The sequence below is a fragment of the Nocardia sp. CDC153 genome (genome assembly GCF_035818515.1).
In the GTDB taxonomy this organism is placed as follows: Bacteria; Actinomycetota; Actinomycetes; order Mycobacteriales; family Mycobacteriaceae; genus Nocardia.
In genome coordinates this window covers 1,185,401-1,211,995 of record NZ_JAYKYU010000001.1, presented here as the reverse complement: position 1 = coordinate 1,211,995, position 26,595 = coordinate 1,185,401, and the positions used below count along the sequence as shown (strand labels likewise).

Here is a 26,595-nt window from a genome sequence, read left to right as displayed (position 1 = left end):
GACATACCTGCACACTATCGCGGGAAAAGCTTTCTCTCCGAATGCCTCTCGGTTCTTTTTGCTAGCTAAAAACAGACCGACCGGAATTTATGGCCGGGGTGAACACGGTGCGTCGCCCGGGAAAACGCGCATCGGTGCACGAGACTGGGCCCGTGGCCGCCGAAAAGCCTGCCGCCGAGCAGAACACCGACGCGACGGACGACACCGAGACGGGGACCCGGGCGTCGATGCCCGCCTGGCTGCCGCGGGCCATGGTGCTCGCCTTCGCCCTGCTGGGCCTGTTCGAACTCGCGAACTGGGCCGCGCATCAGCTCATCGGCATCGCCGTCATGATGACCGTCGCCTTCTTCGTCTCGCTGGCCATCGAACCGGCGGTGGACGGGCTGGCGGCGCGCGGGGTCAATCGCGGGCTGGCCACGGCGGTGGCGTTCGTCATCGTGTTCGCCTGCGCCATCGGCTTCATCGCGACGCTGGGCGTGCTCATGGTGGAGACCGTGGCCGATATCGTGGACGAATTGCCGCGACTGGTCGGCGAGGCGGTGGACTGGGTCAATCACACGTTCCATCAGAACTTCACGCTGGACCAGTTGCGGGATCGACTGTTCAAGGACTCCGACGTCATCAGCTCCTACGCCACCCGGGTCGCCAACAATGTGTGGGGGCTGTCGAGCACCGTGCTGGGCGGGATCGCCAAATTCGTCACCATCGCGCTGTTCAGCATCTACATGACCGCCGACGGGCCCAAGCTGCGGCGCGCGGTGTGCTCGCTGCTGCCGCCCGCGAAACAGGGTGCGGTGTTGCACGCCTGGGACCTGGCCATCGACAAGACCGGCGGCTACCTGTACTCGCGGGCGCTGCTGGCCGTCATCTCCTCGGTCGCGCACTGGGCCTTTCTGGCCCTGCTGGGACTGCCGAACGCGCTGGCGCTGGGCATCTGGTTCGGTGTGGTGGCCTCGTTCGTGCCGACCATCGGCACCTATCTGGCGGGGATTCTGCCGATTCTGGTGGCGCTCACCATCGATCCGCTCGACGCGGTGTGGATCATCATCTTCGTCGTGGTCTACCAGTGGATTCAGGACTACGTCCTGCAGCCGCGCATCACCGCCAAGACCGTGGACGTGAATCCGGCGGTCGCGCTGCTGTCGGTCATGGTGGGCGGGGCGCTGCTGGGCGCGGTGGGCGCGCTGCTGGCCATTCCGGCCACCGCGACCCTGCAGGCCTTCCTCGGGGAATACGTGCGGCGCTACGAGGTGGCCGAGGATCCGCGCATCGAACGCAGCGGACGAACTCGCAAGCAGCGCAAGAAGTCCCGGTGAGCTAGGCGGGGGCGGGCTCCTTGACCTGCGCCTTGGCCCGGGCGGTGCCGATGATCGAACCGACGATCACCAGCGGGAAGCCGATGGCCATGCCCGCGGTGAGCGGCTCGTCCAGCAGGCTGACGCCGATCAGCAGCGCCACCGCGGGGTTGATGTAGGTGATCACCGTGGCGCGGGAGGGGCCGACCTCGCCGATGAGGGCGAAGAAGACCACGAACGCCACCGCCGTGCAGACCAGGCCCAGGCCGACCACCGACCAGGTCGGCCCGGCCGGGAAGTGGGCGGGCATGCGCCACAGCGCGAACGGCAGGTAGATGGCGGCCGCGAAGATCAGCGAACCGGTCACCACGCCGATCGGCGGCAGGTCGGCGAGCTTGCGGTCGATGATGATCGGGCCCAGGGCATAGCCGATCACGCTCACGCCGATGGCGGCCATCGCGCCCAGGTTCGAGACGTCGATGTCCAGGCCGACCAGGGCGGTCACGCCCGCGAAGCCGATCACCAGGCCGAGAATGCGGCGCATGTCGAGGCGCTCGTGGCCCATGCGGGTGGTCAGGACGATGGCGATCAGCGGCACCGCGGCGATGAGCAGGCCGACGGTCGAACTGGTCAGCTTGGTTTCGGCGTGGCCGATGAGCAGCCACGGGCCGGTGATCTCGACGACCGTGTACACCAGCACCCAGCGCCATTGCCGCAGCGCGGGCATCAGGACCTTCATCGACAGCGCGACCGGCAACAACACCAGCGCGCCCAGGAAGGTGCGGCCGAAGGCCACGAACACGGGATCGAACTCCCGGACCGCGACCCGGATCATGGCGTACGGGACGCCCCAGATCACCCCCATACCCAGGAACAACAACCAGCCCCGCTTGCTCACGACACGCTCCTTCCCAATCACCCGGAGCGTATGCCACGCCGCCGACACGCTGAATCGGTCGTCCAAACGCCCGCGGCGTCCGAACTATTTCAGTGACGAATGCGAAGACCGCGGGCAGACAGTTGCGAAGATGGCGAGTTCGGGCCGGGATGGTGGCGGCGGCGGTGTTGCTGTCGCTGGGGGCGGTGCCCGCGGCGGCGACTCCCGACGGTGGCGATCCGCTCCCCGCCTCGGGGACGCTCGAACCCGCGCTGGACTGTCGGCCCGAGACCGAGCAGCCCAATCCGGTGGTGATTCTCGGGGGTTTCGGGGCGGTCGGGGATATTCGCGCGACGCTGGACAAGCAGATGGCGGGGATCACGGGCGGGATTCGGGACCTCGGGGGATGTCCGTTCATCTTCGGGTACGGGATCATCGGGCCGATGCAGGCGGCCGCGCCGGTGGCGGAGTCGGCGGGGCAGCTGCGGGATTTCGTGGCCAAGGTGCTCGCCACGACCAAGGCCGAGCGGGTCGATATCGTGGCGCATTCCTCGGGGGCGTTGATCGCGAACTACTACCTGAAGTTCCTGCACGGCGGGGCGTCGGTCGATCGCGCGGTGTATCTCGCGCCGGTGACCAAGGGGACGACGGCGGCGACGCTCATCGGCGGGCTGGATCTGCCGGGATCGCCCGAGGGGCTGGCGGGCGTGCTCAATGACGTGACGAATCCCTTGCGCGACAGCGTCTTTCGTGGGGTACAGGGTGCCTTGGACTGCCTGGCCGGGTCGAAGGTGACGACGGAGCTGCTCTCGGGCGGGATCACGGTGCCGGGGGTGACGTATTCGGTGTTGGCCACGCGCGGGGATCAGGTGTTGACGCCGCCGGGCGCGGCCTCGTTCATCGACGAGCCCGGGGTGACGAACGACTACTTCGAAGACCTTTATCCGCGTGCGGGATTGGCCAGTCACGCCGCTCTGCCGATGCAGCCGGACGCGGCGCGGTGGGTGGTGGAGCAGCTGCTCACCGAATAGGCGAAAATTTCCTTCCGGGAAACATTGCCCACTGGGCACGTTTCGTGCATACTGGGTGCATGCCCGAGGAACAGCTGGGACTCCGCGAACGCAAGAAGGCCGATACCCGAAGGGCTTTGAGCGATGCGGCGCTCGAGTTGATGTTCGAACGCGGGCTGGAGAACGTGGTGCGCGAGGACATCGCCGCGCGCGCCGGGGTCTCCGTACGCACCTTCAACAACTACTTCTCCGGCAAGTTCGACGCGCTCGCCTACCGGCAGCTGGACCGAATCCGCAGGGGCATCGAGATTTTGGGCAACCGCCCGGCCGATGAACCGCTGTGGGATACGGTAACGGCCGCCCTGGTCGAGCCCCTGGAAGCCGAACTGATGGATTCGTCGGGACCGCACATTCCCACGCGGGAACAGCTCGACGAGTCCAAGAAGCTGCTGGCCGCGCCCGAAATGCGGGCCATGCTCTCGCGCGGGGTCGAAGACGACCTGATCGCCGCGGTCGCCGCGCGCACCGGGATCGACCCGGAGCGCTCCATGTATCCGCGCCTCGTGGTCGGCGCGATGCTGACCGCCCAGCACGCCGCCCTCGAGGCGTACGTGCGCATGGACCCGCCCGAACCCATCACCGATCTACTCCGCCAGGCCCTCGCCGCCCTCGCGGCGGGCCTGCCGCAACCACCGGCGTAGCACTTCCGCTGCGGCCGGTCATTCCGAAATACCCTCAGTGACAAGAGGTTTATTCGTCATGCCCGAAAACATCGCAACCACCGACATCGTCATCGCGGGAGCCGGGCCGAACGGGCTCATGCTCGCCTGCGAACTCGCTCTCGCCGGAATCCGTCCGATCGTGCTGGACCGACTGCCCGCACCCAGTCTCGAACCCAAGGCCAATGGGCTGGCCGGACAGGTCGCCCGGGTGCTCGACATGCGCGATCTGTACGGCGCGTTCAGTGGTCGTTCCGGTGCGCCGGTTCCGGTGCCGCAGTACATATTCGGCGGCATGTCCCTGGATCTTTCTGCCGTGCGGCCGAATCCGGTGCATCTGGTGTTGAAGCCGCAGCCGGAGATGGTGGAGATCCTGACCAAACGGGCGGTCGACCTCGGTGTGGACCTGCGGTGGGGTCACGCGCTGACCGATATCGTCCGCGACGAGGATCGGGTCACGGTGTCCGTAGCGACGTCCGATGGCAGCTATGAACTTCGTCCACGCTTCCTGGTCGCCGCGGACGGGGGAAAGAGCCTGGTGCGCAAGCGACTCGGCATCGACTTCCCCGGCGTCACCGCGACCGGCCATGTCGCCCGCACCGGCCACGTGACCGTTCCCGCCGAGCTGCGCACCGGCGACGGCCGCATCACCATCCCCGGCGTCGGCACCTTCGGCCTCGGCCATCACCGCCTCGAGCGCGGCATCTTCGTCTACGCCGAACTGCAGCCGGACCGGCCGTTGATCGGAACCATCGAATTCCAAGGCGGAGAACAGTTCTCCGACGACCTGCCCATGACTTTCGACGAACTCCAAGCCAGCGTGGACCGAGTGCTGGGCACCCCGCTCCCCCTCTCCGCCCCCACGTGGCCCGGCCCCCACAATCTGCGCCGCACCATCGGCCAGAACACCCGCATAGCCGAGCACTACCGCAGCGGCAATATCTTCCTCCTCGGCGACGCCGCCCACGTCCACTCCGCCATGGGTGGCCCCGGCCTCAACCTGGGCCTGCAAGACACCGTCAACCTCGGCTGGAAACTCGCCGCCGCCCTCCAAGGCTGGGCCCCCGCGGACCTTCTCGACACCTACGAGTCCGAACGACACCCGGTCGCCGAACGGGTCATGATGTACACCCTCTCGCAATCAGCCCTGATCTCCCCGGGACCCGAAATCACTTCCCTCAGAGAACTTTTCGGCGAACTACTCCATCTCCCCCAAGTCTCCACCTACATCGCGAACCTCCTCGCCGGATCGGACGTCCGCTACGACGTCGGCGACTCCCACCCCCTCTCCGGCTACTTCGTCCCCGATGTCGAAATCGAAACCGACACCGGATCAACCCGAATCACGGAACTCCTCCGCCCGGCCCGCCCAATCCTCCTGAGTTTCAACGGCCTCACCGCCGCCTCCGCGGCCGCGGCGGGCTGGAGTGACCGGGTGACCCTCGTCCCCGCAACCTCCCCCGAACCCCCGGCCGCTGCCCTGCTGATCCGCCCCGACGGCTACGTAGCCTGGGCAACAGACGATTTCACCGCCATCTCCGAGCACACCCTCCACACCGCCCTCGAACGCTGGTTCGGCACACGCAAGGTCCGCGCAAGATCGGTGTAAGCGTCGACAGTGGCGGCGCGAGTACCTTCGATCGAGTGAACGATGATCGAAATAATGTGGCATCGCGGACGTTTCGGTTCTCTGTTGGGCTCGGGGGCGCGGCGTCGCGTGACGAGTGGCGGAAGAAGGCACAGCAGGCCGAGGATCTGGGCTTTGACGTGGTCACGGTTCCCGACCATCTGGGCATGATCTCGCCGTTTCCCGCGCTGATCACGATGGCTGAGGCGACGAATCGGGTGCGCGTCGGCACCATGGTGTTGGACGGGGCCTTCTATCGGTCGGCTTGGCTGGCTCGGGATGTCGCGAGCGTGGCGCAATTGACCGACGGACGATTCGAGTTGGGGCTCGGCGCCGGACCGGATTTCGCGAAACCGGAGTTCGAGGCGCTGGGCCTGCCGTTCCCCAGCGGTCGCCAGCGCATCGAGCACCTGCGCGACCTCCTTGTCGAGATGAAGGCGCTGTTCGCGGGCGATCACCAACCGCCGGTGCACGACCACATTCCGCTCCTGGTGGCCGGAGGCGGCGACCGCCTACTGCGGGTGGCCGCCGAACACGCCGACACGATATCGGTGGCCGGCATACCCGTAGACGCCGAGATCGACTCCGACGAAACCGGCGACGCCGCACTCGCTCGCCGCGCCCAGTTCGTCCGTGACGCTGCCGGCCCACGTTTCCCCGACATCGAACTGGGCCTAACGGTCCAGGCGGTAGAGGTCAAAGGCCACGGCGAGGTCGACCTGACCCTCCCCCGCATGTTCCAGCCCCACCTGACCGACCCCCAACTACGCCACCTCCCCGGCTTCCTCCACGGCTCCCCCCGCACCATCGCCGACACCCTCCGCCACTACCGCGCCGAATACTCCATCACCCACTTCTCCGTCAACGAAACCCAAATGACAGCCCTAGCAAAGGTCATCGAAGAGCTTCGATAAGCGGCGAGACCTACCGCCCGCGCAGTTCCAGCAGGTGGCGGATCTCACCGTCCGGATACGGAGCGCTCCGCCGCTGCTCCTGAAAGGCACGCATGAACCCGGACATTGCCGCGGCGACCGGGGCGTGTCGCGTGAGGACAGCGGCGGCCCCCTCTGGGATACCCTCCGGCCGATTACCTTCGGCGATGGCACACACCATCGCGGCGCGCTTCTCCCGACCTTCCACGCCAAGGAGCGCGGTGAGCAGCCAGTTCACCAAATACGTTGCGGTGAAGGCGTGGTCGTAGGTCTGGTTGCGGTCGAAGAAGTCCGCCTCCTGTGATGTGAGGTCGAAAGCGGAGGAGAGGGAGAGGCCGTAGTCCGCGAAGTAGAGGCGGCGGCCGTCGGTCAGAATGTTCCAGAAGTGGGCATCGACGTGAAGCAGGTTGCGGGCGTTCATGAACTCGGTACCGGCGGCCAACTCCCGCTCCACCATCGCGACGGCGCGGTCGGTGGACGCGTCGCCCGCTTCGATCTGGATGTTCAGCCAGTCGTGCAAAGTGTGCGGGATGTACTCGAGGAAGAGCGCGATGCTCGCCGTCGAGTCCCGGACGGCCTCGATGCGGTGGCGTACCTGCGGTCTGTCGTCCCAGTGGGCGACGGCGCGATCGATGTCTGCGAGTTCTTCTGGCAGCGGCGTCATGTCCGGCAGGACGCGCCAGTGGTACATCAGTGGGAAGCCCTCGTGCTCGGCCGCGAGCACCCAGTTGGTTGTCATGGTGTGCACGGCTAGCTCACGCCAGGCTCCGAATCCGGGGCCGCCGATGAGTCCGACGCCGTAGTGGCAGAAGAGGGGCAGGTCGAACAGGTTCGCGGTGGAGCGGACGTGGTCTGGCTTCAGCTCGAGGTCGGTGAGGGGGACACGCTTCATGAAGACCTGGGTGCCGGCGATTTCCAATAGTGCTGTCGTTCCGCCGATTCGGGCTCCGTTCGGCGTGGCCGCATCGATCAGCTCCCGCAATGCGTGATCGCTGTACAACGCCAGGGCCGTGGAGACGGCGGCGTAGGTGCGCAGCCGGAACCGGTGCGACGAGCGGGCGTTTGGGCAGGTGAATGCCGAGAGGGGGTCTGTTCCAGTGCATTCTGGTGGGTTGGGCGGCATAGGGTGGAGGCTCCGATCAGGGAGGGAGTTTGGTGTGGTGGAGGGGCGGATGGGTGGGATGGTGAGTATTGGGGAGTTGGCTCGGGGGACCGGGGTTTCGGTGCGGACGCTTCGGTTTTACTGTGATGAGGGGGTTTTGGAGGCTGGGCGGACGTCGGGTGGGCATCGGGTGTTCGAGGGGGAGAGCGCTGTTGAGCGGGTTTTGTTGATTCGGCGGTTGCGGGGGTTTGGGTTGGGGTTGGGGGCTATTGGTGGGGTGTTGCGGGGGGAGCGGTCGATTGGGGAGGTGATTGCCGAGGAGAGGGGGCGGGTCGAGGGGGAGTTCAGGGCGTTGGCTTGGCGGCGGGCTTCTTTGCGGGCGCTCGAGGGGGCGGGGGCAGGCGGGAGGGAGGAGCGGCTGGTGCTGTTGGCGGGGGCGCAGGATGGGGGTGCGGCGCATGATTGTGTGGTTCGGTTTTGGCAGCGGATTCTCGCGCCACTGCCCCGGCGGCATATCGATGCTTGGGTCTGTTGGAATGTGCCGGAGCCGCCTGCCGAACCGTCGGTCGAGGAGGTGGTCGCATATGCCGAGTTGGCTGCTCTTGCCGCCGACACCGAGGTGAACGAGGTTGTGCGACAGCAATACTGGCGGGATCGGCCGGAGCTGATTCGTGATCCTCGCAAGCTGTACTTGGAGGTGGGCGGGGTGATGACGGATGTGGTGCCGCTGGTTTCGGAAGGGGTGGGGCCACGCGCGGGGAGTGAGTTGGACCGGTTCGTCGCCGCTCATGCTCGAGCGCGCGGGGAGCGTGATTCGCCGCGGTTCCGCGCGCGATTGCTGACCAATGCGACCGACACCGATCATCGGATTCAGCGCTACTGGGCGTTGACCGGACGACTCTTCGGGCCGCGCATCACGATTGGGCTGGCGCACGACTGGATCTACCACGCACTTGCCCGCTCCACGCCCGCGAGTTCCTGAGAACTGTTCTGGGACTGCGTGATCCATACACATCATTGGACAATCATCGCGAGATCTATTGGGAATCATTGGCACTCCATTCGAGATAACCGCCGCCCTAGGCTGACGGCGGATGGGAGATCGAATGGAATTCAGGAGCACTACCGCGGCCGCCGCGCTGGTTGTCGGCGCGCTCACCGCGGGACTGGGAACCGCGCATGCCGAACCCGCGCCGAACGCGGCAATCAGGTACTCGCTCAAGGTGGTCGACAAGAGCGTTGTCGCTTCGGTGCGTGGGGCGAAGTTCGTATTGACCGAGCGGGACGAGACGACGCCGGGCGGGCCGAAGGTCTGGGTGGCCGAGATCGAGGACGAGGGCGGGGCGACCGTGGTGTCGATGCCGCTCGATTATCGGATCGGGGACGTGCGGGTTCCGATTCGGGCGGTGACGAAGAACGACGGCTCCGTTCTCGAGATCACGCCGACCAAGCCGGAGGGGCTGCCGATCGCCGATCCTGCGACCGCGCTGAAACCGATCGCCTCGCCCACCGAAGACCAGAAGGCGCTGAACGAGTTCAGCAGCAAGTTGTCGGTGGCCGGGCAGGTGGGCGCGCTGGTCGGCGGGATCGTCGGGTTCATCGCGGGGTGTGTGGTCAGCATCGCGATCGGATGCATTCCCGGCGGAGTCGCCGGAGTCCCCGCGGGCGGCATCATCGGCGGCCTGGTCGCGGGCGGCCCGACCTTGGTCGCGGCGGGGATCGATCTGCTGAATACCTGGCAGGCCGCGCCGGGGACCTCCAAGTGGGCCGATCCACAGCCACAGCCCACGCCGCAGAATTGAACGGGATTCGCGGATCCGCGCACTAGAGTCGTCACATGTCGACATCGGAATCCGGGGCGGGTGCCGTCGATGCTACGGCGGTGGAGCTCGGGCGGGCCGCGCGGAAGAAGGCGTCGCGGTCCTCGCTCGGCGAATGGAAACCCAGCGAGGATCGGGTCGACCCGGTGGCGGTGTTGGAGCGACAGGCCGCCACCCGGGTGCCCGAGCTGGTGACGATCAGGTACGCGCGGATGGCGGCGGGGCAGTTTCCGTTCTATCGGGGCGGGCCCGCGATCATGGCGGGAGATCTGGCTCGCAGCGAGAACACCGGGCTGACCGTGCAGCTGTGCGGGGACGCGCATCTGTCGAACTTCGGGTTGTTCGCCTCGCCGGAGCGCTCACTCGTCTTCGACGTCAACGACTTCGACGAGACGCTGCCCGGGCCGTTCGAATGGGATGTGAAGCGGCTGGTGGCGAGCGTGGCGGTCGCGAGCCGGGCCAATGGGTTCAGCGACGCCGAGGCGCAGACGGCGGCCGTCGCGGCGGCACAGGCCTATCGCGAGTCCATGGCCAACCTGGCCGGGCTCGGGGAGACCGAGGTCTGGTATCAGATGGTCGATGCCGAGCAGGTCCAGGAACTGCTGAAACCCAAGGATCGCAAGCAGACCGAGAAGGTGATCAACAAGGCACGGTCGCGGACCAGCCTGCAGGCCCTCGACAAGCTGACCGAGCCGGGGCCGGACGGCGTGCCCCACATCAAGGCCGACCCGCCGCTGCTCATGCCGGTGCCGAAAAACCTTCAGACCGAACTGGATTCGGTGCTGTCGGACTACCGCGCCACCCTGCCCGAGGAACGACGGGTCCTCTTGGACCGCTACGAATTGCGCGATCTCGCAATGAAAGTCGTCGGCGTGGGCAGCGTGGGAACGCGCTGCTTCATCGCCCTGCTGACCGGACGCAGCGTCGGAGACCCCCTGTTCCTCCAGGTCAAACAGGCCGAGGAATCCGTGCTGACCCCGTATCTGCGCGCCAGCCAGTTCAAGCACCAGGGACATCGGGTGGTGCACGGCCAGCGGCTCACCCAGTCGGCCGGTGACATCTTCCTCGGCTGGGCCACTGGGCCGGACGGGCTTTTCTACTACTGGCGGCAGCTGCGAGACATGAAGGGCTCCTTGGCCATCGACGAGATGAACCCGGCGCAGTTGCGGCAGTACGCGGCGCTGTGCGGGCACACCCTCGCACGCGGGCACGCGCGCTCGGGTGATCGCGTGGCCATCGCGGCCTACCTCGGCGACAACGACGTGTTCGACAAGGCCATGGGTGAATTCGCGCTCGCCTACGCCGATCAGACGGCCCGCGATCACGAATCCCTGCTCTCCGCCATCGATTCCGGCCGGATCGTCGCCGCCGAGGACGAGTCGGACAAGGACGCCGAGTAAAGGGGCAATTGTCCCGACCGGATGTGATGAGGACGCCATAGCTATCTCTCAGCACCTTCTTAAAATTGGTCATTAGGTTTCCCTAACGCAATCGACGGTCCACTTCGACGGGGGCCGTCCGGGGCAATCCCATGACCGGCGGAAAGAGGGCGGATGAGCTCGCTGATCGATAGCAAACCGGGAGAGAACTTCCGGATCGGACGGATCCGACTCCTGGGGCGACAGCGACGGCGACTGCTCGAGATGGGATTGATTCCGGGCGCTCCGGCCAGCGTGGCCACGGTCGGCGTGTGCGGCGGACGGATTCTGCGGGTCGGCGAGGCCCGCATCGCGGTGGACGCCGCCACCGCGCGGGCCATCGATGTTCATGCCGAGCACAGCGGTGGCCCGGGAGTGCGCGCATGAGTGAGTCCTGTTGCGGCACTTCCGGTTCGGGTGCGACCGTGACCCGCACCGGGGCGGCCGCCGTGGTGCTGGTCGGCAATCCCAATGTCGGCAAGTCGACGCTGTTCAATGCCGCCACCGGCGCGCGCCAGCGGGTCGGCAACTGGCCCGGCACCACCGTCGAAGTGACCGAGGGACCGTGGAAACTCGGCCCCGACCGCACGATTCGCCTGCTGGATCTGCCCGGCACCCACAGCCTGCTGCCCGCCGCGCCGGATGAGGCGGTCACCCGCGACGCCCTGCTCACCGACGGCGGGGATCGACCGGATGTGGTCGTCGCCGTGATCGATGCCGCGAACCTGGCGCGCAGCCTCTACCTGCTGTCGCAGGTGCTCGAGACCGGGGTGCCCACGGTGGTGGCCATGACCATGACCGATGTGGCGGCCGGTCGCGGCGCGCCCGTGGACGCCGGTCGCCTCGCCAAGGCGCTCGGGGTGCCGGTGGTGCCGCTGGTCGCGCGCGGCGGCACCGGCCTGCCCGCACTGGCCCGCGCCGTCGACGCCGCCCTGACCACTCGCCACACCCCCGTCGCCCCGCACCTGGGCGATGACGTGGAGACGGCCATCGACGCACTGAAACCCCAACTGCCCGAGGACTATCCGACCCGCTTCCTGGCCCTGGCCTTGATGGCGGGCGATACGCCGCCGGGTGTGCCCGCCGAACTCACCACCGCCGCCCGGACCGCCCTCGCCGAATCCACCGATGAGCCAATGGGTTCCGAGGACGACGGCGAGATCCTCATCGCCGAACGCCGCTACGCCTGGGCCCACGATGTGCGCTCGGCGGTGGTGACCGACGCGCAAGTGCACACCACGCTCTCGGACCGGGTGGATCGCATCGTCACCCACCGCTGGATCGGCGTGCCCGTCTTCCTGGCCGTCATGTGGCTGGTGTTCGAGCTGACCACCACCGTGGCCAAGCCACTGCAGGACGCGTTGGGCGGGTTCTTCACCGGCCCGGTCGCCGATGCCGCCGCGGACTTTCTGAGCACGCTGCACGCCCCGCGGCCGCTGATCGGGCTGGTCCACGACGGATTCATCAACGGCGTCGGCCAGGTGCTGAGCTTCGTCCCGCTCATGCTGATCATGTTCGTGCTGCTGGCCCTGCTGGAGGATTCGGGCTACATGGCCCGCGCGGCCTTCGTGGCCGACCGGCTCATGCGCACCATCGGCCTGCCCGGCCGCGCCGTGCTGCCGCTGATCGTCGGATTCGGCTGCAATGTGCCCGCCATCGCGGGCACCAGGGTGCTGTCCAATCCCCGACACCGGCTGCTCACCGCCCTGCTCATCCCGTTCACGAGTTGCAATGCGCGCCTGGTGGTCTACGTGCTGCTGGCCGGGGTCTGCTTCGGCTCGCAGGCGGGCACGGTGGTGTTCGCCATGTATCTGGCCTCCATTGTGCTGGTGGTCGGCATCGGATACCTGTTGCGCAACATCATGTTCCGCGACATGGCCGACGAGCCGCTGGTGCTCGACCTGCCGCCGTATCGCCGCCCCAGCCTGCGGGTGCTGGGCACGCACACCTGGCAGAAGATGCGCGGGTTCCTGACCACCGCCAGCGGCATCATCGTCGCCACCGTCACCGGCATCTGGCTGCTGGCCTCGATCCCGGTGGGCGGCGGCAGCTTCGGCGAGGTGGCCCCGGATCACAGCACGCTGGGCGCGGTGTCCTCGGCGGTGGCACCGGCCTTCGCGCCCGCCGGATTCGACGACTGGCATGCCGGCGCCGCGCTGATCAGCGGCTTCGTCGCCAAAGAGGCTGTGGTGGCGACGATTTCACAGTCCTACAGCATGGACGATCCCGGCGACGGCGCACCGAGCGCCTCACTCTCGGATTCGCTGCGCGACACCTTCCGCGATTCCTCGGGCGGGCACACCATTCCCGCGGTGCTCGCGTTCATGATGTTCCTGCTCGCGTACACGCCCTGCATGACCACCCTCGCGGTGCTGCGCAACACCATTGGCCTGCGCATGACGCTGATGAGCGTGGCCCTGCAATTGAGTGTGGCGTGGGTGCTGGCCGTGGCGGTCTTCCAGATCGGCAGGATCTTCTGGTGAGCGCCGCGACAACCAGCCCCCTGCGCCGGGTCCTGGCCGAGATCACCGAATCCCGAGGGGATTTCAATCTCGACCAGGTGGCCCGCACGGTGGGCGTCTCCGCCGACGAGGCCAGGGCCATGGTCGACTATTGGGTCCGCAAGGGACGGCTGTCGGTGGAGCAGATCGGATCGGGCTGCCCGACCACCGGTTGCGGCGGCTGCGTCCGGTCCGCCTGCCCGTCTGGCACGAAAGGCCCTGTCCTGCTGGCCATTACGCCCAGAATCAGGGATTGACGGCGATCACCAGCTTGCCGGTCGAGGTGCGGGCCCCCATCAGGCGGTGCGCCTCGGCCGCCTCCGCGAGCGGGAACTCGGCGGTGATGGGCAGCTGCACCTTGCCGGAGGTCGCCAATTCGAAGGCGTGCGAGGCGATCTCGTGCAGCACGTCCGGGGCCGCGATGCTCAGCCCGAGAATCGAGAACCCGGCCACCGAGCGCCCCTGCGGGTAGAGATCGTTGGGGCCGACCTGCCACGGCGTCTCGCCGCCCGCATTGCCGAAGGAGACCAGGCGACCGAAGCGGGCCAGTGATTCCATGGTCCGTCGCAGGGTTTCGCCGCCAATGGACTCCAGCGCCAGATCCACGCCCCGACCACCGGTGGCGGCCCGCACGTCGGCGTCGAACGACTCGGTCAAAAACGCGTCGTCATAACCGTATTCGCGGGCGTACTCGGCCTTGGCCGGGCTGGACACCACGCCGTACACGGCACCCGCGCCCGCGAGCTTGGCGATCTGCGCCACCACGGTGCCGACACCGCCCGCCGCGGCCTGCACGAGCACGCTCTCCCCCGCCTGCAGGCGGCCGACGGTGTGCACCAAGGCGTAGGCGGTGGGCAGGACCGTGGGAAGCGTTGCGGCGGTGCGCAAGTCGACACCCTCGGGCACCGGGAACACCGTCGCCGCCGAGACCACCGCGACATCGGCGTACGCGCCGCCGTCGGTAATGGCCGCCACCGACTGCCCCACGCTCAGCCCCTCGACGCCCGCGCCGACGGCCCGCACCCGGCCCGACAGCTCCAGGCCCGGCACGAACGGCAGCCCCGGCACCCGGTATCCCACCGCGCGCGCCTGCAGATCGGCGAAATTCACGCCCACGTAGGCCACGTCGATGGCCACCTGCCCCGCCCCCGGCTCCGGCACCTCCAATTCCACCGAATACAAGACCTCGGGCCCGCCGTATTCGTCGAATCGAATCGCACGCATGCCGCACACTCCCTCTTCACCGCGCACCGGCCATCGATGGCCGGTCGTCTCACGTCACCAATAATGCTGATTTCAGCCGCGCTTGGCATTGCGGGCGGTGCCGCGGTGGGCCGAGACGGTGGTGGGATCCTCGGGCCAGGAGTGTTTGGGGTAGCGGCCGCGCAGGTCCGCGCGGACCTGCGGCCAGCCATTGCGCCAGAACGACGGGAGGTCGGCGGTGACGGCGACCGGGCGCTGCGCGGGTGAGAGCAGGTGCAGCACGATCGAGACGCGACCGCCCGCCAGGCGCGGGGGCTCGGTCCAGCCGAAGATCTCCTGAACCTTGACCGCGAGAACGGGCGGGTCGGCCGAGTAGTCCAGGCGAATGCGGCTGCCGGAGGGCACTTCCAGGCGTTCGGGGGCGAGGTCGTCCAGGTGCGCGGCCTCGGGCCACGGGAGCCGGCGGCGCAGCGCCGATCCGGCGTCGATGCGTTCCAGGTCGGCGCGGCGGCGGGCGGTGGAAAGTTCCGGGGACAGCCAGGTTTCGGCCTGATCGATCAGGGTGTCGTCGTCCACGGCGGGCCAGGGCGCGCCGAGGGTGCGGTGCAGGAAGTCCAGGCGCTGGCGCAGGCCGCGCGCGTCCTCGTCCCAGCGCAGCAGGCCCAGACCCTCGGCGCGCAGCCCGCGCAGCAGGGCGGCCGTCACCAAGTTCGGTTCCGGGTCGGGTAAGGGCCGCTCCGACAGCGTGATCGCGCCGAGCCGCCGCACGCGGCGGGCCACCAGGGCGCCGTCGCGCCAGTCGACCTCGTCCACGGTGTCGAGCAGGGTCGCGGCGGCCTCGCGCGCGAGTCGTTCATCGGCCTTGGCCGCCAATCGGATTCGTCCCTCGGACTGCCCGGGATCACGCGAAGCGATCGCGATGGCCAGCCAGTCGGCGTCCGACAGACCGCTGCCCGGCGGCAGGGTGACGGCGGTGCCGCCCGCCATCAGATAGCTCGACGAACCGGGTGCGCGACGGCGGGCCAGGCGCTCCGGATACGCGAGCGCGGCGATGCGCGCGGGATCGTCCGCCCCACGCGAATCACTGTTCCCACCACCGGAATTCGAGCCGACCAGCTTCGCGAGCCGTTCCGCCTCCCGCACCCACCGCGCGGGCCGTTCCGCACGCAACGCGCGCATGGCGGCGACCAGATCGATGCCACCGGCGCTCGAGTCGTCGTCGAGCAGCGCGACGACCTCCGCCGCCGCCCGCGCCCCCGTCTCGCGCGCCCCGTCGAGCAGGGCGCGGGCCAGCCGGGGATGCAGGCCCACCGCCGCCATGCGCCGACCGCGCTCCGTCACTGCCCCGGCGTCGTCCACCGCGTCGAGCGCCCGCAGCACCGCGCGCCCGGCGGCCAGCCCGCCCGGCGGCGGCGCGTCCCACCAGGCCAGCCCCTGCCCGTCGACGGTCCCCCAGCACGCCAATTCCAAGGCCAGCCGGGTCAAGTCGGCGGTTCTGATCTCTGGCTCCGGATAGGCGGGCAGGGTCGCGTGCTCGTATTCCGGCCAGCACCGCCAGGCGTGACCGGGCCCCTCCCGGCCCGCGCGGCCCGCCCGCTGCTCGGCCACCGCGGCCGAAACCCGCACGGTCGCAAGGCCGGACAGTCCGCGTCGATGGTCGATGCGCGGCACCCGCGCCAGCCCGGAGTCCACCACCGCGCGCACCCCGGGCACGGTCAGGCTGGATTCGGCCACCGCCGTGGACAAGACGATTCGTCGCCGGGTCCCCGGGCGCAACGCCAGGTCCTGTGCGGCGGCGGACAGTCGGCCGTGCAGCGGCAGCACGTCGGCATCCAGCCCGGCGAGCAGGTCCGCCGTGCGCCGGATCTCGCCCGCGCCCGGCAGGAATACCAGCACGTCACCGGCGGTGTCCGCCAGGGCCGTTCGGGTCGCCCGCGCCACCTGCTGCTCGATCCGTTCCCGGGGCAGCGGTGGCACGTAGTCCATGGCCACCGGATAGGCCCGCCCGCGCACCTCCAATACCGGCGCGGCCGATCCGTCACCACCCAACAGCACCGAAAGCCGTTCCGCGGCAACGGTTGCCGAGGTCGCCAGCACCCGCAGATCCGGCCGCAGTCCGGCCCGCGCGTCCAGCAGCAGCGCCAACAGCAGATCGGCGTCGAGGTGGCGCTCGTGACATTCGTCGAGCACCACCGCATCGACGCCGCCCAGCTCCGGATCGTTCTGCAACCGCCGCACCAGCAGTCCCGAGGTCACCACCTCGATCCGCGTCCCGGGCCCGACCTTCCGGTCGCCGCGCACCGCGTAGCCGACGGTCTCGCCGACCCGCTCCCCCAGCAGCGACGCCATGCGCGCGGCCGCCGCCCGGGCCGCCAGCCGCCGCGGCTCGGCCACCACGACCCGTCCCGAGGTGGCGGCCGCCAGCGCCAAGGGCACCAGGGTCGTCTTGCCGGTGCCCGGCGGCGCGATGAGCACGGCGGTGCCGCGCTCGGCCAGCGTCACCGCGATCTCGTCGAGGGCGGCGCGAACGGGCAGGTCGGGGAGGTCGGGCAGCTTCATGACCGTCCCAGTCTGCCTGTTCTCGCGCCCGATAACCGACCCGGGCGGCCCGTGCCGCCGCAACCGATTGCGGTTCAGCGGATTTCATTCATCACAGGGACTTGCCAAAGAGCCGGGGTATATCCGTATGATCTTGCGCGGGCCACCTGTTCACTCCCCCCAGAACAGCGTGGGCCCACGTCGATGGCCCTCGCGGCCGTCTCGATAGCGACGTCGCCGGGCCAACTCCCCCCTTCGCCCGGCGACGTTGCTGTTTCCGCCCCCGGAAATCTCCATTCGGAAGCAGTGGCGTCGCAAACCAGCTTGTTGGCGCGAATCGTCCCCCGGCCCCGGCGGAAACCGGCCATATGGTCGTGGACGTGTCATCGATCAAGGCCTCCGAGCCGCTCGCCCTCCCCGTGCTCCGCAGTCTGCTGCGCAACGGAATCGTCCATCGTGCAGTGGCTCTGGCCGTCGCGACCGTCGTGTTGATCGCTGTCCACCATCCGACCTGGGTGCCCTATGCCGTCACCGGGTACGCCATCTGGAACGCCACGGCGGTCACGCTCACCGCGGCGCGTGCGGCGCGCGCCCGCTGACCGGCCTTCCATCACCGCTAGCAGAGAGAGAGAAACGATGCTCGATCCAGTGCAGGATCATCCGCTCTTCGACCAGGTGCGACAGCGCATGGGCCGGGTGCCGAACATGACGAAGGTGATGGCGAATTCGACGCCGGTGCTGGAGGGCTACCTCGGGCTGATGGGCGCGCTGAAGCGGTCCTCGCTGCCGGGCCCGACCTCCGAGCGCATCGCGCTCACCGTCGGCGCGTCCAACGACTGCGGATACTGCGTGGCCGCGCACACCTTCGCGGGCAAGCGGGTGGCCAAGCTCAGCGACGCCGAGATCGAGGCCGCCAAGCAGGGCACCTCCGAGGACGCCAAAGAGGCGGCGGCCGTGGCCTTCGCGCGCGAGCTGACCGAATCGCGGGGCAAGGCCGATCCGAGCGCGGCATTGGCCGCCGGATGGACCGAGCAGCAGGTGCTCGAGATCGTGGCCCTGGTCGCGCTGCAGACGCTGACCAACTACGTGAACAAGGTCGCTCAGACCGAGAACGACTGGCCCGCACCGTAATCCACCCCGTCGGACAGCGCCGCCGACCCGTTGAGTCGAGGGGTCTCAGTCGGTGGGTAACCGAATGTCCTTGCGCGAGCTGACCATCAGCTTGGACAGGATGGACGCGACCTGCGCGTCCACCGTGCGCGAGGAGGTTCCGCGGCGCTCCGCGATCGCGGTGTTCGTCAACCCTGCTACGACGAGCACCGCCACCTCCCGCTCGGCCCGTGTCAGTTCACCCCACAAGGGTGGCTCGCCGATCGCGGCAGGTGGGTGATCGGCTTGTCCGGCAATGGGATCGCCCGTTGCCGGACAAGTCGTGAGCAGGCGGTCCGCACCGGGCGCGGACTCGCTCTCCCGCAGGACCGCATCGAATTCCTTGTGCCCCAGCACTTTTGTCGCCACCTCGACGGCCTCGGCGGTGAGGTTCGCGAAGGGACGCAGGGCCGCCAGTTCGATGCTCAACCGGCGACGCATGGCCGCCGTGCCGCCGATGAGCCGGGCGATATCGAGGGCCCGGCGCCGCACCCCCGACGAATCCGTTTCCGGCAGAGCGGTGATCAGTCGACCCAGGATCCAGGCGCGGACCGTGAGTCCCCACACGCCGCCCCAGTGGTCGCGCATGGGGATCTGCCAGGCCAGGCCCGCATCGCAGAGCCGCAAGCCCGCGGCAGGGTCGCCGTGCGCGGAAACCGCTATGGCACGGGCGATTCGGGCCCAGGAGATCGCCCACTGCGGCCCGGCCGCGACCATGTCGTCCAGGTGTCGGCGGGTCACCGTCTCGGCTTCCTCCGCCGTGCCGTGGAAGGCCGCCGACAGGGCCGCGAACAGGGAGCTCATGGCCGCGCCACCGGAATCACCCACATCCGAGAAGCCGTTGCGGGCACGCGCCAGCACGAGTGTCGCGCGCGGATCGGCGTGCACCAGCCACAGCATGCCGCCCCACAGGTATTCCACGGGCGCGGGCAGACCGAGCTCGGCGGCCGGGTCGGCGCGCCAGCTCCGGCGGGCTTCCGGTGCGAGGCAGGCGGCGACGCATTCCTCCAACAGCCGGTCCGCGTCCTCGGGCAGACCCTGGCACAGGGCGACCCAGCCGATCGACGCCTTCGCGGCCACCTCGAGCTCGACCGGGCAGCGTCCCACCGCGCGCACGGCGGCCAGACTGCGTTCGGCCAGGCCGCGCGATTCGCGTAAAGAGCCGCGCAGGAACGGGATTCGCGACGAGACGAGCCCGAGGGCCATTTCCAGACCGATGGTCGCCGCCTCGGGATCGGCCAGGCTGCCGTCGATGGCGCAGAGCGCGTTGTCCCAGTCCGCGCGGCCGCGCGCCAGCAGCTCCTGCTCGTGCGGGCCGACCCAGCCCGTGGCCAGTTCCGTGACCCGGTCGCGGTAGAAGTCGCGATGCCGGGCGGTCATCCGCCGCTGTTCACCGTCGCCGGTCTCGCGCAGGCGTTCCCGCGCGAAGAGCTGAAAGCTCTCCAGCAGGGAATAACGGGCGGTGTCGGTGCCGAGGTGAATCGACACCAGGGAGCGGTCCACGAGTTGGCGCAGCAGCGGCTCGATGTCGTCGGTGGCGAGACTCTCACCGGCGCAGACGGCCTCGATCGCGTCGAGATCGGCGCCGAGGTCCGCGGCCCGGTCGCGGTCGGCGTCGTCCGGATGCGCGTCATGGCCGGTGGCGAAGACCGACAGTCGTGCGAACAGCAGTCGTTCCCGTGGTGCGCACAGGTCGTAGGACCAGCCGATGACCGCGTTGATATCGCGGTGGCGATCGTCGTGGCCCACCCGGAAGCCCGGCGACCAGCGCAGGCGGCGGTCGCTCGGCCCGTCCAGATCGCGCAGGATCATGGGCAGTGGCTGATAGCGCAGTCGTGCGGCGGCCAGGCGAATGTGCAAGGGATAGTTGTGCAGTCGCCGACAGATGGCGGCCACCAAGTCGGTGGCGTCGTCGGCGACCGGATGTCCGGCCAGTTCCGCACGCTGACGAAACAGGGTCGTGGCCTGGTCGCGGGTCAGGGGCGGGATGGCCACCAGGTGTTCGTCCACCCATCCGATCGGGGTGCGACTGGTGGCCAGCACGGCGAGGCCGGGGATCTCGGCGAGCAGGTCCGCGATCACCCGACCCGACCCTTCGAGGACGTGTTCGCAGTTGTCGAGGACGAGGACGCACCGCGACGGTCGCCCGGCCCGGTCGGTGCGGCCGAGGAGGTCGATCAGCGCCTGGCGCGCGGTCTTTCCGGAGAAGTCGCCGTCGAGGACCGCGCCGACGATCTCGTCGAGGACCGTGTCGGCACTCGCGTCCGCGGGGAGGCGGGCCAGCGGCACCCAGTGCACCGGCGGGCGCGCGGTCTCGCGCAGGCGCGCGGTCACCGCCATGGCCAGCCGGGTCTTCCCGATTCCCCCCGAACCGATCAGCGTGACCAGCCGCGCCGCATCCGCGAGCAGGCGCGCGACGCGTTCCAGTTCGCGTTCGCGGCCGACGAAATCCGCAGTACTCATCGGCATACCTACGCCACACAGTTCAGGTCCACCGACACGTCGAAAGAGCCTAGTGGTCGGGCATACCGATGCGTTCGGGCTACCTATTCGGCGAGGCTTGGCGGTGACAGCCGACTCACCTCCGGAAGGATCGCCATGCTCGCACCCTCGAGCGCCCCGCCGCTCGCGGGTACCACGCCCGCCCGCACGGCCGCACTGCTGCGGGCCGTCGCGGTGGCCGCCGGCGTCTCGCCGTCGGAACTGGCCGCGATCCCGCCGATGGTGGAGCCGAACGTGCTGGCCGACGACCGATTTCGGGTGCCGACCGAATGGGTGTGGCGGGTCTGGGAACTCCTCGACGCGGCGGCGGGTCCCGGTTCGGGGCTGCTGGCCGCCGCGGCCGCCGGGCAGCACGGTCTGCACGTCTGGGACTACCTGTTCACCAGCGCGCCCACGCTCGCCGAGAGTGTGCGCGGCGCGGTCGAACTGCGGGGTGTGGTGACCGATCCGGCGGCGGACTGGACCGTCGTCGAGGACGGTCGTCTGCTGACCTTCCGCGCGACACCCGCCCGCGAGCCCGCCGCGGTGCTCGCGCCCCTCGAGGAATTCACCCTCTCGATCCTGCTGCACCGCATGCGCGCGGCGGTCGGTCAGCTCGATCCGGTCCGAATCGTCTTCAGCCACACCGCGTCTCACCGCCGCCCGGCGCTGACCGGCGAGTTCGGCACCGGCCATATCGATTTCGGTGCGCCCGCCGCGGAGCTGACCTTCCTCGACGCGGGCCCGCTGCCCACGGGTGCCGACCCGCAGCTGGGCGCGATGCTGCGCGAACACGCCCGACTGCTTTTGACCGTGTCGCGCACCGTCCCGGATTGGCGGGAAACCTTGCACGACACCATCGGCCAGGCCCTCCGCACCGGTGACGCGAGTCTCGACGCGACGGCCCGACGCCTGGGCATGAGCCCGCGCACCCTCCAGCGCCGACTCCAGGCCCTGGGCACCACCTGGCGTCGGGAGGTCGAATCGGTCCGGCAGCAGAATGCCGTTCGCCTCATCCGCGACAGCGACCTGCCCGTGCATTCGGTCGCCACCCGCCTCGGCTACACCGACGCCCGGACGCTGCGCCGCGCCATCCGTCGCTGGACGGGTCACAGCGCCCTCGAATTCCGGCGTCAGGTCTTGGATCCGGCGAGCTGACGCGGTCGAGTCAGAGCAGAATGACGGGCTCGTCCTCGGTGCCGATACGCGCGACCAGAGCCGCGCGCGGGCCGGGGCGCACGGGGACGTCGATGGCCAGGGCTCGCAGGCTCGGCGTGATCAGGGCGGGTTCCGGGTGCACCACGTCGAGGCCGAGCAGCGGGACCTCCGGCAGTTCGTCGGCGGGATGATCGGTGTCGCCCCAGTCGATGAGGGCGGGGACGACCTGGGGGCCGCTGCCGCGCTGCGGAAAGGTCAAGCGCCAGCGCAGGGTACGGCCGTCGGGTGTCTCTCGGGCGAGCGGCGAAGGATCGCCGGGGTCGTAGCCCGCCGCGCGCGCCGCGGCCACGGCCGCGTCGATATCGTCGACCCGCACCAGCCATGCCGTCAGCCTGGTCTCGCTCAGATCGTCGATTCCGAAGGGCCGCGGCGACTCCGGCTCCGGCTGCTCGGGATCGGGTCCGATGATCTCCAGATACGCCCCGTTCCCCAACCCCAGCAGGTAGTTTCGCGTCCCCCGCCCCGGATGCGCGCCACCCGCGACGGGCTTCACCCCGACCAGTCGCCCCACCGTCTCCACCGTGCCCGCCAGATCCGGCGTGGCCAATACCAAGTGATCGAGTCTGCTCACCTGAATCACGGTAGGGGCCGCGCCGGACGGCGCGACACCGTTGCGCTCGAGCCGATTCGGTCCGCCCGCCGGCTCCGACCATGCGGCACCCCGATGGCCCAGGGCTTCAGCGGAGGTGCTTGGCCGGTTGGGTGGCCGTGTTGAGCAGGTATTCGAGTGGTCCGCGTCGGAAGAAGCGGAACCAGATCGTGGCGAACAGCACGGCCGCGAGAATAAAGAGGAGCAACGGCGTCCAGGAGGTCTGAGACGTCTCGTCGTCGGGCATCAGGGCCAGGGCGGACATTCCGACGAAATGGCCGACGTAGGCGGTCAGGGACATGGTGCCGACGGCGATGATCGGTGTCGCCAGGCGGCGCAGCCGTGGCAGGCGGTCCATCGCCGCCGTCGCGCCCACGATCACCAGGATGGCGACTCCCAGGCTGCCGACGATGTCGAAGGTCGTGCCGCTGTGCGGCCCGGCCATCAATAGCGAAGACACCGGCCCCTGAGCGGTGAACGCCCCGTCACCGGGTGGCGGCAACGATCCGCTGCCCGGGTCGGGCGGCCCGGATTCCGCCGTGCTCCGCAACGCGTCCGGACCGCCGAGCAGTCGGGACAGACCGTATCCGAGCACGGTGAGAGTGGCGCCGAGCGCGGCCACGCGCGCCCGCACGGTACCGAGAGCCAGATCGAGGCGGGCCAACGCCATGCCCGCGATCACGAACGGCATCCACGTGATCGTCGGGTACAGGCCGGTGAGCAGCAGATCGAGCACGCCCACACCGCTCAGCTGCTTCAGCGGGTCGTAGGCGTCGAAGGCCTGCTGAATCGGCTCGGACAGCAGTGATTTCAGCACGAACGCGAGCTGCGGTGTGGTGAGCGCGAGCGCGGTCGCGATGATCGCGAGCGTCTCGGCGCGCAGCCGGGTCAGCGGGATGGCCAGCAGGAAGTAGACGCCGTAGAAGGCGAGGATCACCACGTCCCCGTAGAAAATCGCCATCACCGTGCCCAGCGCGATGAGCACCACGGCGCGAATCGCGATGCGCGCCTTCGCCCGTCGGCCCGCCCGACCGGTCTTGGGCTGTCGGCGTCCCGCGATCAGCATCAGAGAGAACCCGGCGAGCGTCGCGAACAGGACCGAGGAGCGGCCGTCGGCCAGGTACCGAATCCAGCTGCCGACACCGTGAGTGGCCGACAATGGCGGGCCGACGTGCACGGTGTACATGCCGAACACGGCCAGCGCCCGAGCCAGATCCACCCCGACCAGCCGCCCCGTCGACGGGTCGGTCGAGGCACCCCCGGCGCGTTCGGGCGGCGACGCCTCCTGCGGCGGCTGTATCGAAGTCACACAGGCAATGTCGCAGTTACGGCCGGGACCAACCATCCGGCAGGCTTCGGTTTCCGCCCCGCCGATCGGCGTGTGCCCGGGGTGATCGGCTTGCCGATCCTGCCATCGAATCGGCCAGTCGGCGGGGCTGTTCCAGACGCCCGGCGGATGGTAGCCGCGGTCAGGCTCTTCTTACGTTGGTCGGACACCTGGCGACGGACCGAGCGTCCGCACCGCTCACGCTTTCTGGGGAAGACGACATGAAACGACACATCTTGATGCTCGCCGCGGGTGCGGCCACCGCCGTGATCGCGACCGCGGTCGCTGCCGCACCGGCGACGGCCACGCCCACCGTGACTGTCAAAGGGGCGAAAGACAATACGATCACCGCGCGCCTGTCCAGCGTGGCGGCCGACTCGGTGTGCACGCTGTTCGACATCTCGACCGGGAAGTCGGTGTCGGGAACGACCGCCGCGGACGGCACGGCCACACTCGTGCTGACGAAGATGCGCCTGGGCTCCCACGCGGTCAATGTCACCTGCGTCGCGCCCAACGGCGCCAGGCAGGTGCTGACCGACCACCGCCCCGCGCCGATCACCCGCTGAGCCGAACCGGGGTGCGACGGGCGGGCACCGGTGTCGCACGCCGCCTCGAGCAGCGCGGCGACACGGTGGGGATTACGCTCCGCAACCATGGAGCTACAGGCGAACGACATCTACGGCGGCGTCGTCGGGACCGTGATGGCCAGCGTCATCGTCGCGGCAATGCCGCTGGGTGAAAGCCCCCTGCACTCCGCGCTCTGGGTGGGCGTCAGCGTGGTCATCGCAGCTGTCACCCGAAGCTATGGGCAACATGTCTCCACCCACCGCAGCGATTCGCCGACGGGTTTCTGGTCGGACCTGGGCCGCAGTCTGCTGACCGGCATTCCACTGGTGATCGCCTGCGCCCCTACGGTTCTCGTTCTGGTGCTCGCACATTTCCAGCACTGGCCCGACGACGTCGTCCGCCCCGACGGTTCGGTGAGCAACGGATTCACCACCTGGACCTTGGGACTGAACATGGCCCTGCTGTTCGGCTGGGGCGTGCTGGCCGCGCGCAGCGGCGGCTACACCCGCTGGCGGGCGGCCGCGATCGGCATGGGCAACACCGCGCTCGGCCTGGCCGTATTCATGGTGAACATCCTCATTCGATAAAGCCCGATGACGCTGTGCGGTCGGCCGTTCGGCATCGGCTGACCCGGCCGTGCCGCCGGGCGGTGGGCGAATCCCGCCGAAAGACGGGTTGTTCCAACCGGTCGGCGGATATCTCGGCCGTCGAGCGCGGGCCTACGCTCGCTGCGAATCAACGCTCCGACAACGCCTTCGACGAGCATCGATTCGTCCCGTAGGTGCGCAGTACTCGCACCGTCTCAGCATCCGATGAGGGTAGAAATGAATAGTTTTCGCGCGGGCATCCGCGGGCTGCGAGCTGCCGGGCTCACTGCCGCGGTCGCCGTCGCAGTGGGTTTGTCGTCCACCGGTGCGGCGCATGCCGACACCTTCGTGCCGCTGCCGGACGGGGAACGGCTCGGCCCCGGGGTGACGATCACCCGCACCGGCGAACACGCGGTCATCTCGCCGTCCTTGGCCGCGAACGGAGCCGGGCGCGTGGCCTGGCTGTCGGGAACCGTGACCGCGAACATCACCGCGACCCCGGCGGGCGCCCCCGGCCCCAACAACGGTCCCAAGAACACCCCGGGCTCCAATAACTCCTCCACACACGGCGTTTCGCGGATCAGCGCCGGATACATCGTGGGCTGCCAGGTCAGCATCGGCGAAAGCGCCGTCTCCGCTGGCATCTCGGGCAGTGTCAGCCTCAACAGCGTGAGCGCGGGCGGATCCCTCGGTCTCAAACTCGGTCCGGGCCAGGTCGGCTTCGTCGGCATCGAGGGCAAGGACATCCCGAAACCGGGCGTCTATTCGATCCAGTATCGCGATGCCGAACTGCAGATTCAGGGCTGCGCGGGCTATGCCCAGGCGCGTTCGTACGCGGTGGTCGAGATCATCGGCGGCGACTACGCCAAGACCACCCTCTACGGGCAGCCGTTCAGCATCGGCTGAGTCGCCGATCGAATCTCCAATTACCCGCTCGCGCAGTCTTATTCACCAAATCAGGAAGTACCGATGATCACACGCGGCACTGTCGCGGGCCTGGCCACCGGCCTCGCGGCGACCGCGACCTTGGGGCTGTGCTCGGCCGCACCCGCCCACGCCGACACCTTCGTCCCGCTGCCCGGCGGCGAAATCACCCAAACCCTCTCCGACGGAACGGTTGTCACCGTCCGCCTGGTCGGCGAATCCGCCACCGTCAGCCCGTCCATGGGCGCCACCCCGGTGCACCGCAATGCCTGGGTCTCCGCGTCGGCGCAGGTCGAACTGTCGGGCCCGAATGCCAACGGCGGCAAGATCTATCCCGGATACGTCGTCGGCTGCCAGGTCACCCTCAATGGCGGCGGCGTGAACGGCGGGGTGGACGCCTCGAGTGACTGGGAGGGCAAGAAGCCCAATGTCGGCGGTCGCGCCGGTGGCAGCCTTTCCCTCGGCCCCGGCCAGGCCAGGGCCATGTATCTGCTCGATGAGGAAGAAGCCGACGACTTCGGCAAGGAATCGCACAACACCCGCAACAAGTTCAAGGGCACCGGCGGCAGCGTCACCTGGGCCGACTCCACGATCGGCGTCAAAGGCTGCGCCGGGTACGCCCAGGCCCGCGCCTTCGTCCGGGTGAAGGTCTCGACCACCACCGTCAACTCCGTCGTGACGCTGTGGGGTCAGCCGTTCAGCCTCGGCTGA

At 69.0% G+C, this 26,595-nt stretch carries 25 protein-coding genes and 1 pseudogene; 19 read left to right on the top strand and 7 right to left on the bottom strand.

The genetic code is table 11. From position 1 onward, the window contains the following. Window positions 1-152 precede the first annotated feature (152 nt). On the top strand, window positions 153-1,316 hold the full coding sequence (locus VMT65_RS05455) for an AI-2E family transporter (protein WP_326306797.1): 1,164 nt from the start codon (window positions 153-155) through the stop codon (window positions 1,314-1,316). Between the two features lies 1 nt (window position 1,317). Here the strand turns inward: VMT65_RS05455 and VMT65_RS05450 are convergent, their stop codons facing one another. Beyond that, the gene (locus VMT65_RS05450) at window positions 1,318-2,193 is read right to left on the bottom strand and encodes a DMT family transporter (protein ID WP_326306796.1); all 876 of its coding nucleotides are present in this window, start codon (window positions 2,191-2,193) and stop codon (window positions 1,318-1,320) included. Between the two features lie 92 nt (window positions 2,194-2,285). Between VMT65_RS05450 and VMT65_RS05445 the strand changes: the two genes are divergently transcribed. Genes VMT65_RS05445 through VMT65_RS05430 form a run of 4 tightly spaced genes read left to right on the top strand, consistent with a single transcriptional unit; the run spans window position 2,286 to window position 6,442 of the window. Beyond that, window positions 2,286-3,203 carry an esterase/lipase family protein gene (locus VMT65_RS05445; protein ID WP_326306795.1) on the top strand — a complete coding sequence of 306 codons (918 nt, stop codon included), beginning with the start codon at window positions 2,286-2,288 and terminating at the stop codon, window positions 3,201-3,203. 59 nt (window positions 3,204-3,262) lie between these two features. Further along, complete coding sequence (locus VMT65_RS05440; RefSeq protein ID WP_326306794.1) at window positions 3,263-3,883, top strand: TetR/AcrR family transcriptional regulator; 621 nt, start codon at window positions 3,263-3,265, stop codon at window positions 3,881-3,883. Window positions 3,884-3,941: 58 nt separating this feature from the next. Continuing rightward, window positions 3,942-5,510 (top strand): FAD-dependent monooxygenase, encoded by a 1,569-nt coding sequence (locus VMT65_RS05435; protein ID WP_326306793.1) that lies wholly within the window; start codon window positions 3,942-3,944, stop codon window positions 5,508-5,510. A gap of 56 nt (window positions 5,511-5,566) precedes the next feature. Then, window positions 5,567-6,442, top strand: a complete 876-nt coding sequence (locus VMT65_RS05430) for a TIGR03621 family F420-dependent LLM class oxidoreductase (protein WP_326306792.1) — start codon at window positions 5,567-5,569, stop codon at window positions 6,440-6,442. A gap of 10 nt (window positions 6,443-6,452) precedes the next feature. Here the strand turns inward: VMT65_RS05430 and VMT65_RS05425 are convergent, their stop codons facing one another. Further along, window positions 6,453-7,583: a protein kinase family protein gene (locus VMT65_RS05425; protein ID WP_326306791.1), complete on the bottom strand. Its 1,131-nt coding sequence runs from the start codon at window positions 7,581-7,583 to the stop codon at window positions 6,453-6,455. 49 nt (window positions 7,584-7,632) lie between these two features. Here VMT65_RS05425 and VMT65_RS38375 point away from each other — a divergent pair. From VMT65_RS38375 to VMT65_RS05395, 7 genes and pseudogenes are all read left to right on the top strand, one after another. Then, window positions 7,633-7,839 (top strand): annotated as a pseudogene (locus VMT65_RS38375) (MerR family transcriptional regulator); the annotation flags it as partial. Window positions 7,840-7,869: 30 nt separating this feature from the next. Continuing rightward, on the top strand, window positions 7,870-8,544 hold the full coding sequence (locus VMT65_RS05420) for a hypothetical protein (RefSeq protein WP_326306790.1): 675 nt from the start codon (window positions 7,870-7,872) through the stop codon (window positions 8,542-8,544). A 124-nt stretch (window positions 8,545-8,668) separates the two neighbouring features. Further along, complete coding sequence (locus VMT65_RS05415) at window positions 8,669-9,364, top strand: hypothetical protein (RefSeq protein WP_326306789.1); 696 nt, start codon at window positions 8,669-8,671, stop codon at window positions 9,362-9,364. A gap of 35 nt (window positions 9,365-9,399) precedes the next feature. Next, window positions 9,400-10,782 (top strand): DUF2252 domain-containing protein, encoded by a 1,383-nt coding sequence (locus tag VMT65_RS05410; protein ID WP_326306788.1) that lies wholly within the window; start codon window positions 9,400-9,402, stop codon window positions 10,780-10,782. 153 nt (window positions 10,783-10,935) lie between these two features. Next, on the top strand, window positions 10,936-11,187 hold the full coding sequence (locus VMT65_RS05405) for a FeoA domain-containing protein (protein ID WP_326306787.1): 252 nt from the start codon (window positions 10,936-10,938) through the stop codon (window positions 11,185-11,187). Further along, window positions 11,184-13,283: a ferrous iron transport protein B gene (feoB, locus tag VMT65_RS05400; protein WP_326306786.1), complete on the top strand. Its 2,100-nt coding sequence runs from the start codon at window positions 11,184-11,186 to the stop codon at window positions 13,281-13,283. Before VMT65_RS05405 ends, feoB begins: the two co-directional genes overlap by 4 nt. Further along, entirely contained in the window at window positions 13,280-13,558 is a 279-nt protein-coding gene (locus tag VMT65_RS05395; protein WP_326306785.1) for a FeoC-like transcriptional regulator, read from the top strand. Before feoB ends, VMT65_RS05395 begins: the two co-directional genes overlap by 4 nt. Here the strand turns inward: VMT65_RS05395 and VMT65_RS05390 are convergent. Continuing rightward, window positions 13,548-14,525 (bottom strand): quinone oxidoreductase family protein, encoded by a 978-nt coding sequence (locus VMT65_RS05390; protein ID WP_326306784.1) that lies wholly within the window; start codon window positions 14,523-14,525, stop codon window positions 13,548-13,550. The genes VMT65_RS05395 and VMT65_RS05390 overlap by 11 nt on opposite strands. A gap of 72 nt (window positions 14,526-14,597) precedes the next feature. Further along, on the bottom strand, window positions 14,598-17,063 hold the full coding sequence (hrpB, locus tag VMT65_RS05385; protein ID WP_326306783.1) for an ATP-dependent helicase HrpB: 2,466 nt from the start codon (window positions 17,061-17,063) through the stop codon (window positions 14,598-14,600). Window positions 17,064-17,422: 359 nt separating this feature from the next. On the opposite strand from hrpB, the gene VMT65_RS05380 reads away from it, so the two are divergent. Continuing rightward, window positions 17,423-17,641, top strand: a complete 219-nt coding sequence (locus tag VMT65_RS05380) for a hypothetical protein (RefSeq protein WP_326306782.1) — start codon at window positions 17,423-17,425, stop codon at window positions 17,639-17,641. A 37-nt stretch (window positions 17,642-17,678) separates the two neighbouring features. Continuing rightward, complete coding sequence (locus tag VMT65_RS05375; RefSeq protein ID WP_326306781.1) at window positions 17,679-18,173, top strand: carboxymuconolactone decarboxylase family protein; 495 nt, start codon at window positions 17,679-17,681, stop codon at window positions 18,171-18,173. Between the two features lie 45 nt (window positions 18,174-18,218). Here the strand turns inward: VMT65_RS05375 and VMT65_RS05370 are convergent, their stop codons facing one another. Then, window positions 18,219-20,654: an ATP-binding protein gene (locus tag VMT65_RS05370; RefSeq protein WP_326306780.1), complete on the bottom strand. Its 2,436-nt coding sequence runs from the start codon at window positions 20,652-20,654 to the stop codon at window positions 18,219-18,221. 135 nt (window positions 20,655-20,789) lie between these two features. Here VMT65_RS05370 and VMT65_RS05365 point away from each other — a divergent pair, with 135 nt between their 5' ends. Next, window positions 20,790-21,830 (top strand): helix-turn-helix domain-containing protein, encoded by a 1,041-nt coding sequence (locus VMT65_RS05365; protein ID WP_326306779.1) that lies wholly within the window; start codon window positions 20,790-20,792, stop codon window positions 21,828-21,830. Between the two features lie 10 nt (window positions 21,831-21,840). Here the strand turns inward: VMT65_RS05365 and VMT65_RS05360 are convergent, their stop codons facing one another. Then, window positions 21,841-22,461: a VOC family protein gene (locus VMT65_RS05360; protein WP_326306778.1), complete on the bottom strand. Its 621-nt coding sequence runs from the start codon at window positions 22,459-22,461 to the stop codon at window positions 21,841-21,843. Window positions 22,462-22,567: 106 nt separating this feature from the next. Beyond that, on the bottom strand, window positions 22,568-23,788 hold the full coding sequence (locus tag VMT65_RS05355; RefSeq protein ID WP_326306777.1) for a DUF418 domain-containing protein: 1,221 nt from the start codon (window positions 23,786-23,788) through the stop codon (window positions 22,568-22,570). Between the two features lie 239 nt (window positions 23,789-24,027). Between VMT65_RS05355 and VMT65_RS05350 the strand changes: the two genes are divergently transcribed. The 4 genes from VMT65_RS05350 (at window position 24,028) to VMT65_RS05335 (ending at window position 26,595) form a co-directional block, all read left to right on the top strand. Then, window positions 24,028-24,372 (top strand): hypothetical protein, encoded by a 345-nt coding sequence (locus VMT65_RS05350; RefSeq protein WP_326306776.1) that lies wholly within the window; start codon window positions 24,028-24,030, stop codon window positions 24,370-24,372. Between the two features lie 87 nt (window positions 24,373-24,459). Beyond that, window positions 24,460-24,960: a hypothetical protein gene (locus VMT65_RS05345; protein WP_326306775.1), complete on the top strand. Its 501-nt coding sequence runs from the start codon at window positions 24,460-24,462 to the stop codon at window positions 24,958-24,960. A gap of 237 nt (window positions 24,961-25,197) precedes the next feature. Beyond that, on the top strand, window positions 25,198-25,866 hold the full coding sequence (locus tag VMT65_RS05340) for an MspA family porin (RefSeq protein WP_326306774.1): 669 nt from the start codon (window positions 25,198-25,200) through the stop codon (window positions 25,864-25,866). A gap of 63 nt (window positions 25,867-25,929) precedes the next feature. Next, complete coding sequence (locus tag VMT65_RS05335; protein WP_326306773.1) at window positions 25,930-26,595, top strand: MspA family porin; 666 nt, start codon at window positions 25,930-25,932, stop codon at window positions 26,593-26,595.

Excerpts from the sequence above, each read along its gene's own strand:
- VMT65_RS05440 (WP_326306794.1), top strand. The coding sequence starts at position 3,263 with ATGCCCGAGGAACAGCTGGGACTCCGCGAACGCAAGAAGGCCGATACC.
- VMT65_RS05435 (WP_326306793.1), top strand. The coding sequence starts at position 3,942 with ATGCCCGAAAACATCGCAACCACCGACATCGTCATCGCGGGAGCCGGG.
- VMT65_RS05425 (WP_326306791.1), bottom strand. The coding sequence starts at position 7,583 with ATGCCGCCCAACCCACCAGAATGCACTGGAACAGACCCCCTCTCGGCA.
- VMT65_RS05415 (WP_326306789.1), top strand. The coding sequence starts at position 8,669 with ATGGAATTCAGGAGCACTACCGCGGCCGCCGCGCTGGTTGTCGGCGCG.
- VMT65_RS05410 (WP_326306788.1), top strand. The coding sequence starts at position 9,400 with ATGTCGACATCGGAATCCGGGGCGGGTGCCGTCGATGCTACGGCGGTG.
- VMT65_RS05405 (WP_326306787.1), top strand. The coding sequence starts at position 10,936 with ATGAGCTCGCTGATCGATAGCAAACCGGGAGAGAACTTCCGGATCGGA.
- feoB (WP_326306786.1), top strand. The coding sequence starts at position 11,184 with ATGAGTGAGTCCTGTTGCGGCACTTCCGGTTCGGGTGCGACCGTGACC.
- VMT65_RS05390 (WP_326306784.1), bottom strand. The coding sequence starts at position 14,525 with ATGCGTGCGATTCGATTCGACGAATACGGCGGGCCCGAGGTCTTGTAT.
- hrpB (WP_326306783.1), bottom strand. The coding sequence starts at position 17,063 with ATGAAGCTGCCCGACCTCCCCGACCTGCCCGTTCGCGCCGCCCTCGAC.
- VMT65_RS05375 (WP_326306781.1), top strand. The coding sequence starts at position 17,679 with ATGCTCGATCCAGTGCAGGATCATCCGCTCTTCGACCAGGTGCGACAG.
- VMT65_RS05370 (WP_326306780.1), bottom strand. The coding sequence starts at position 20,654 with ATGAGTACTGCGGATTTCGTCGGCCGCGAACGCGAACTGGAACGCGTC.
- VMT65_RS05365 (WP_326306779.1), top strand. The coding sequence starts at position 20,790 with ATGCTCGCACCCTCGAGCGCCCCGCCGCTCGCGGGTACCACGCCCGCC.
- VMT65_RS05350 (WP_326306776.1), top strand. The coding sequence starts at position 24,028 with ATGAAACGACACATCTTGATGCTCGCCGCGGGTGCGGCCACCGCCGTG.
- VMT65_RS05345 (WP_326306775.1), top strand. The coding sequence starts at position 24,460 with ATGGAGCTACAGGCGAACGACATCTACGGCGGCGTCGTCGGGACCGTG.
- VMT65_RS05340 (WP_326306774.1), top strand. The coding sequence starts at position 25,198 with ATGAATAGTTTTCGCGCGGGCATCCGCGGGCTGCGAGCTGCCGGGCTC.
- VMT65_RS05335 (WP_326306773.1), top strand. The coding sequence starts at position 25,930 with ATGATCACACGCGGCACTGTCGCGGGCCTGGCCACCGGCCTCGCGGCG.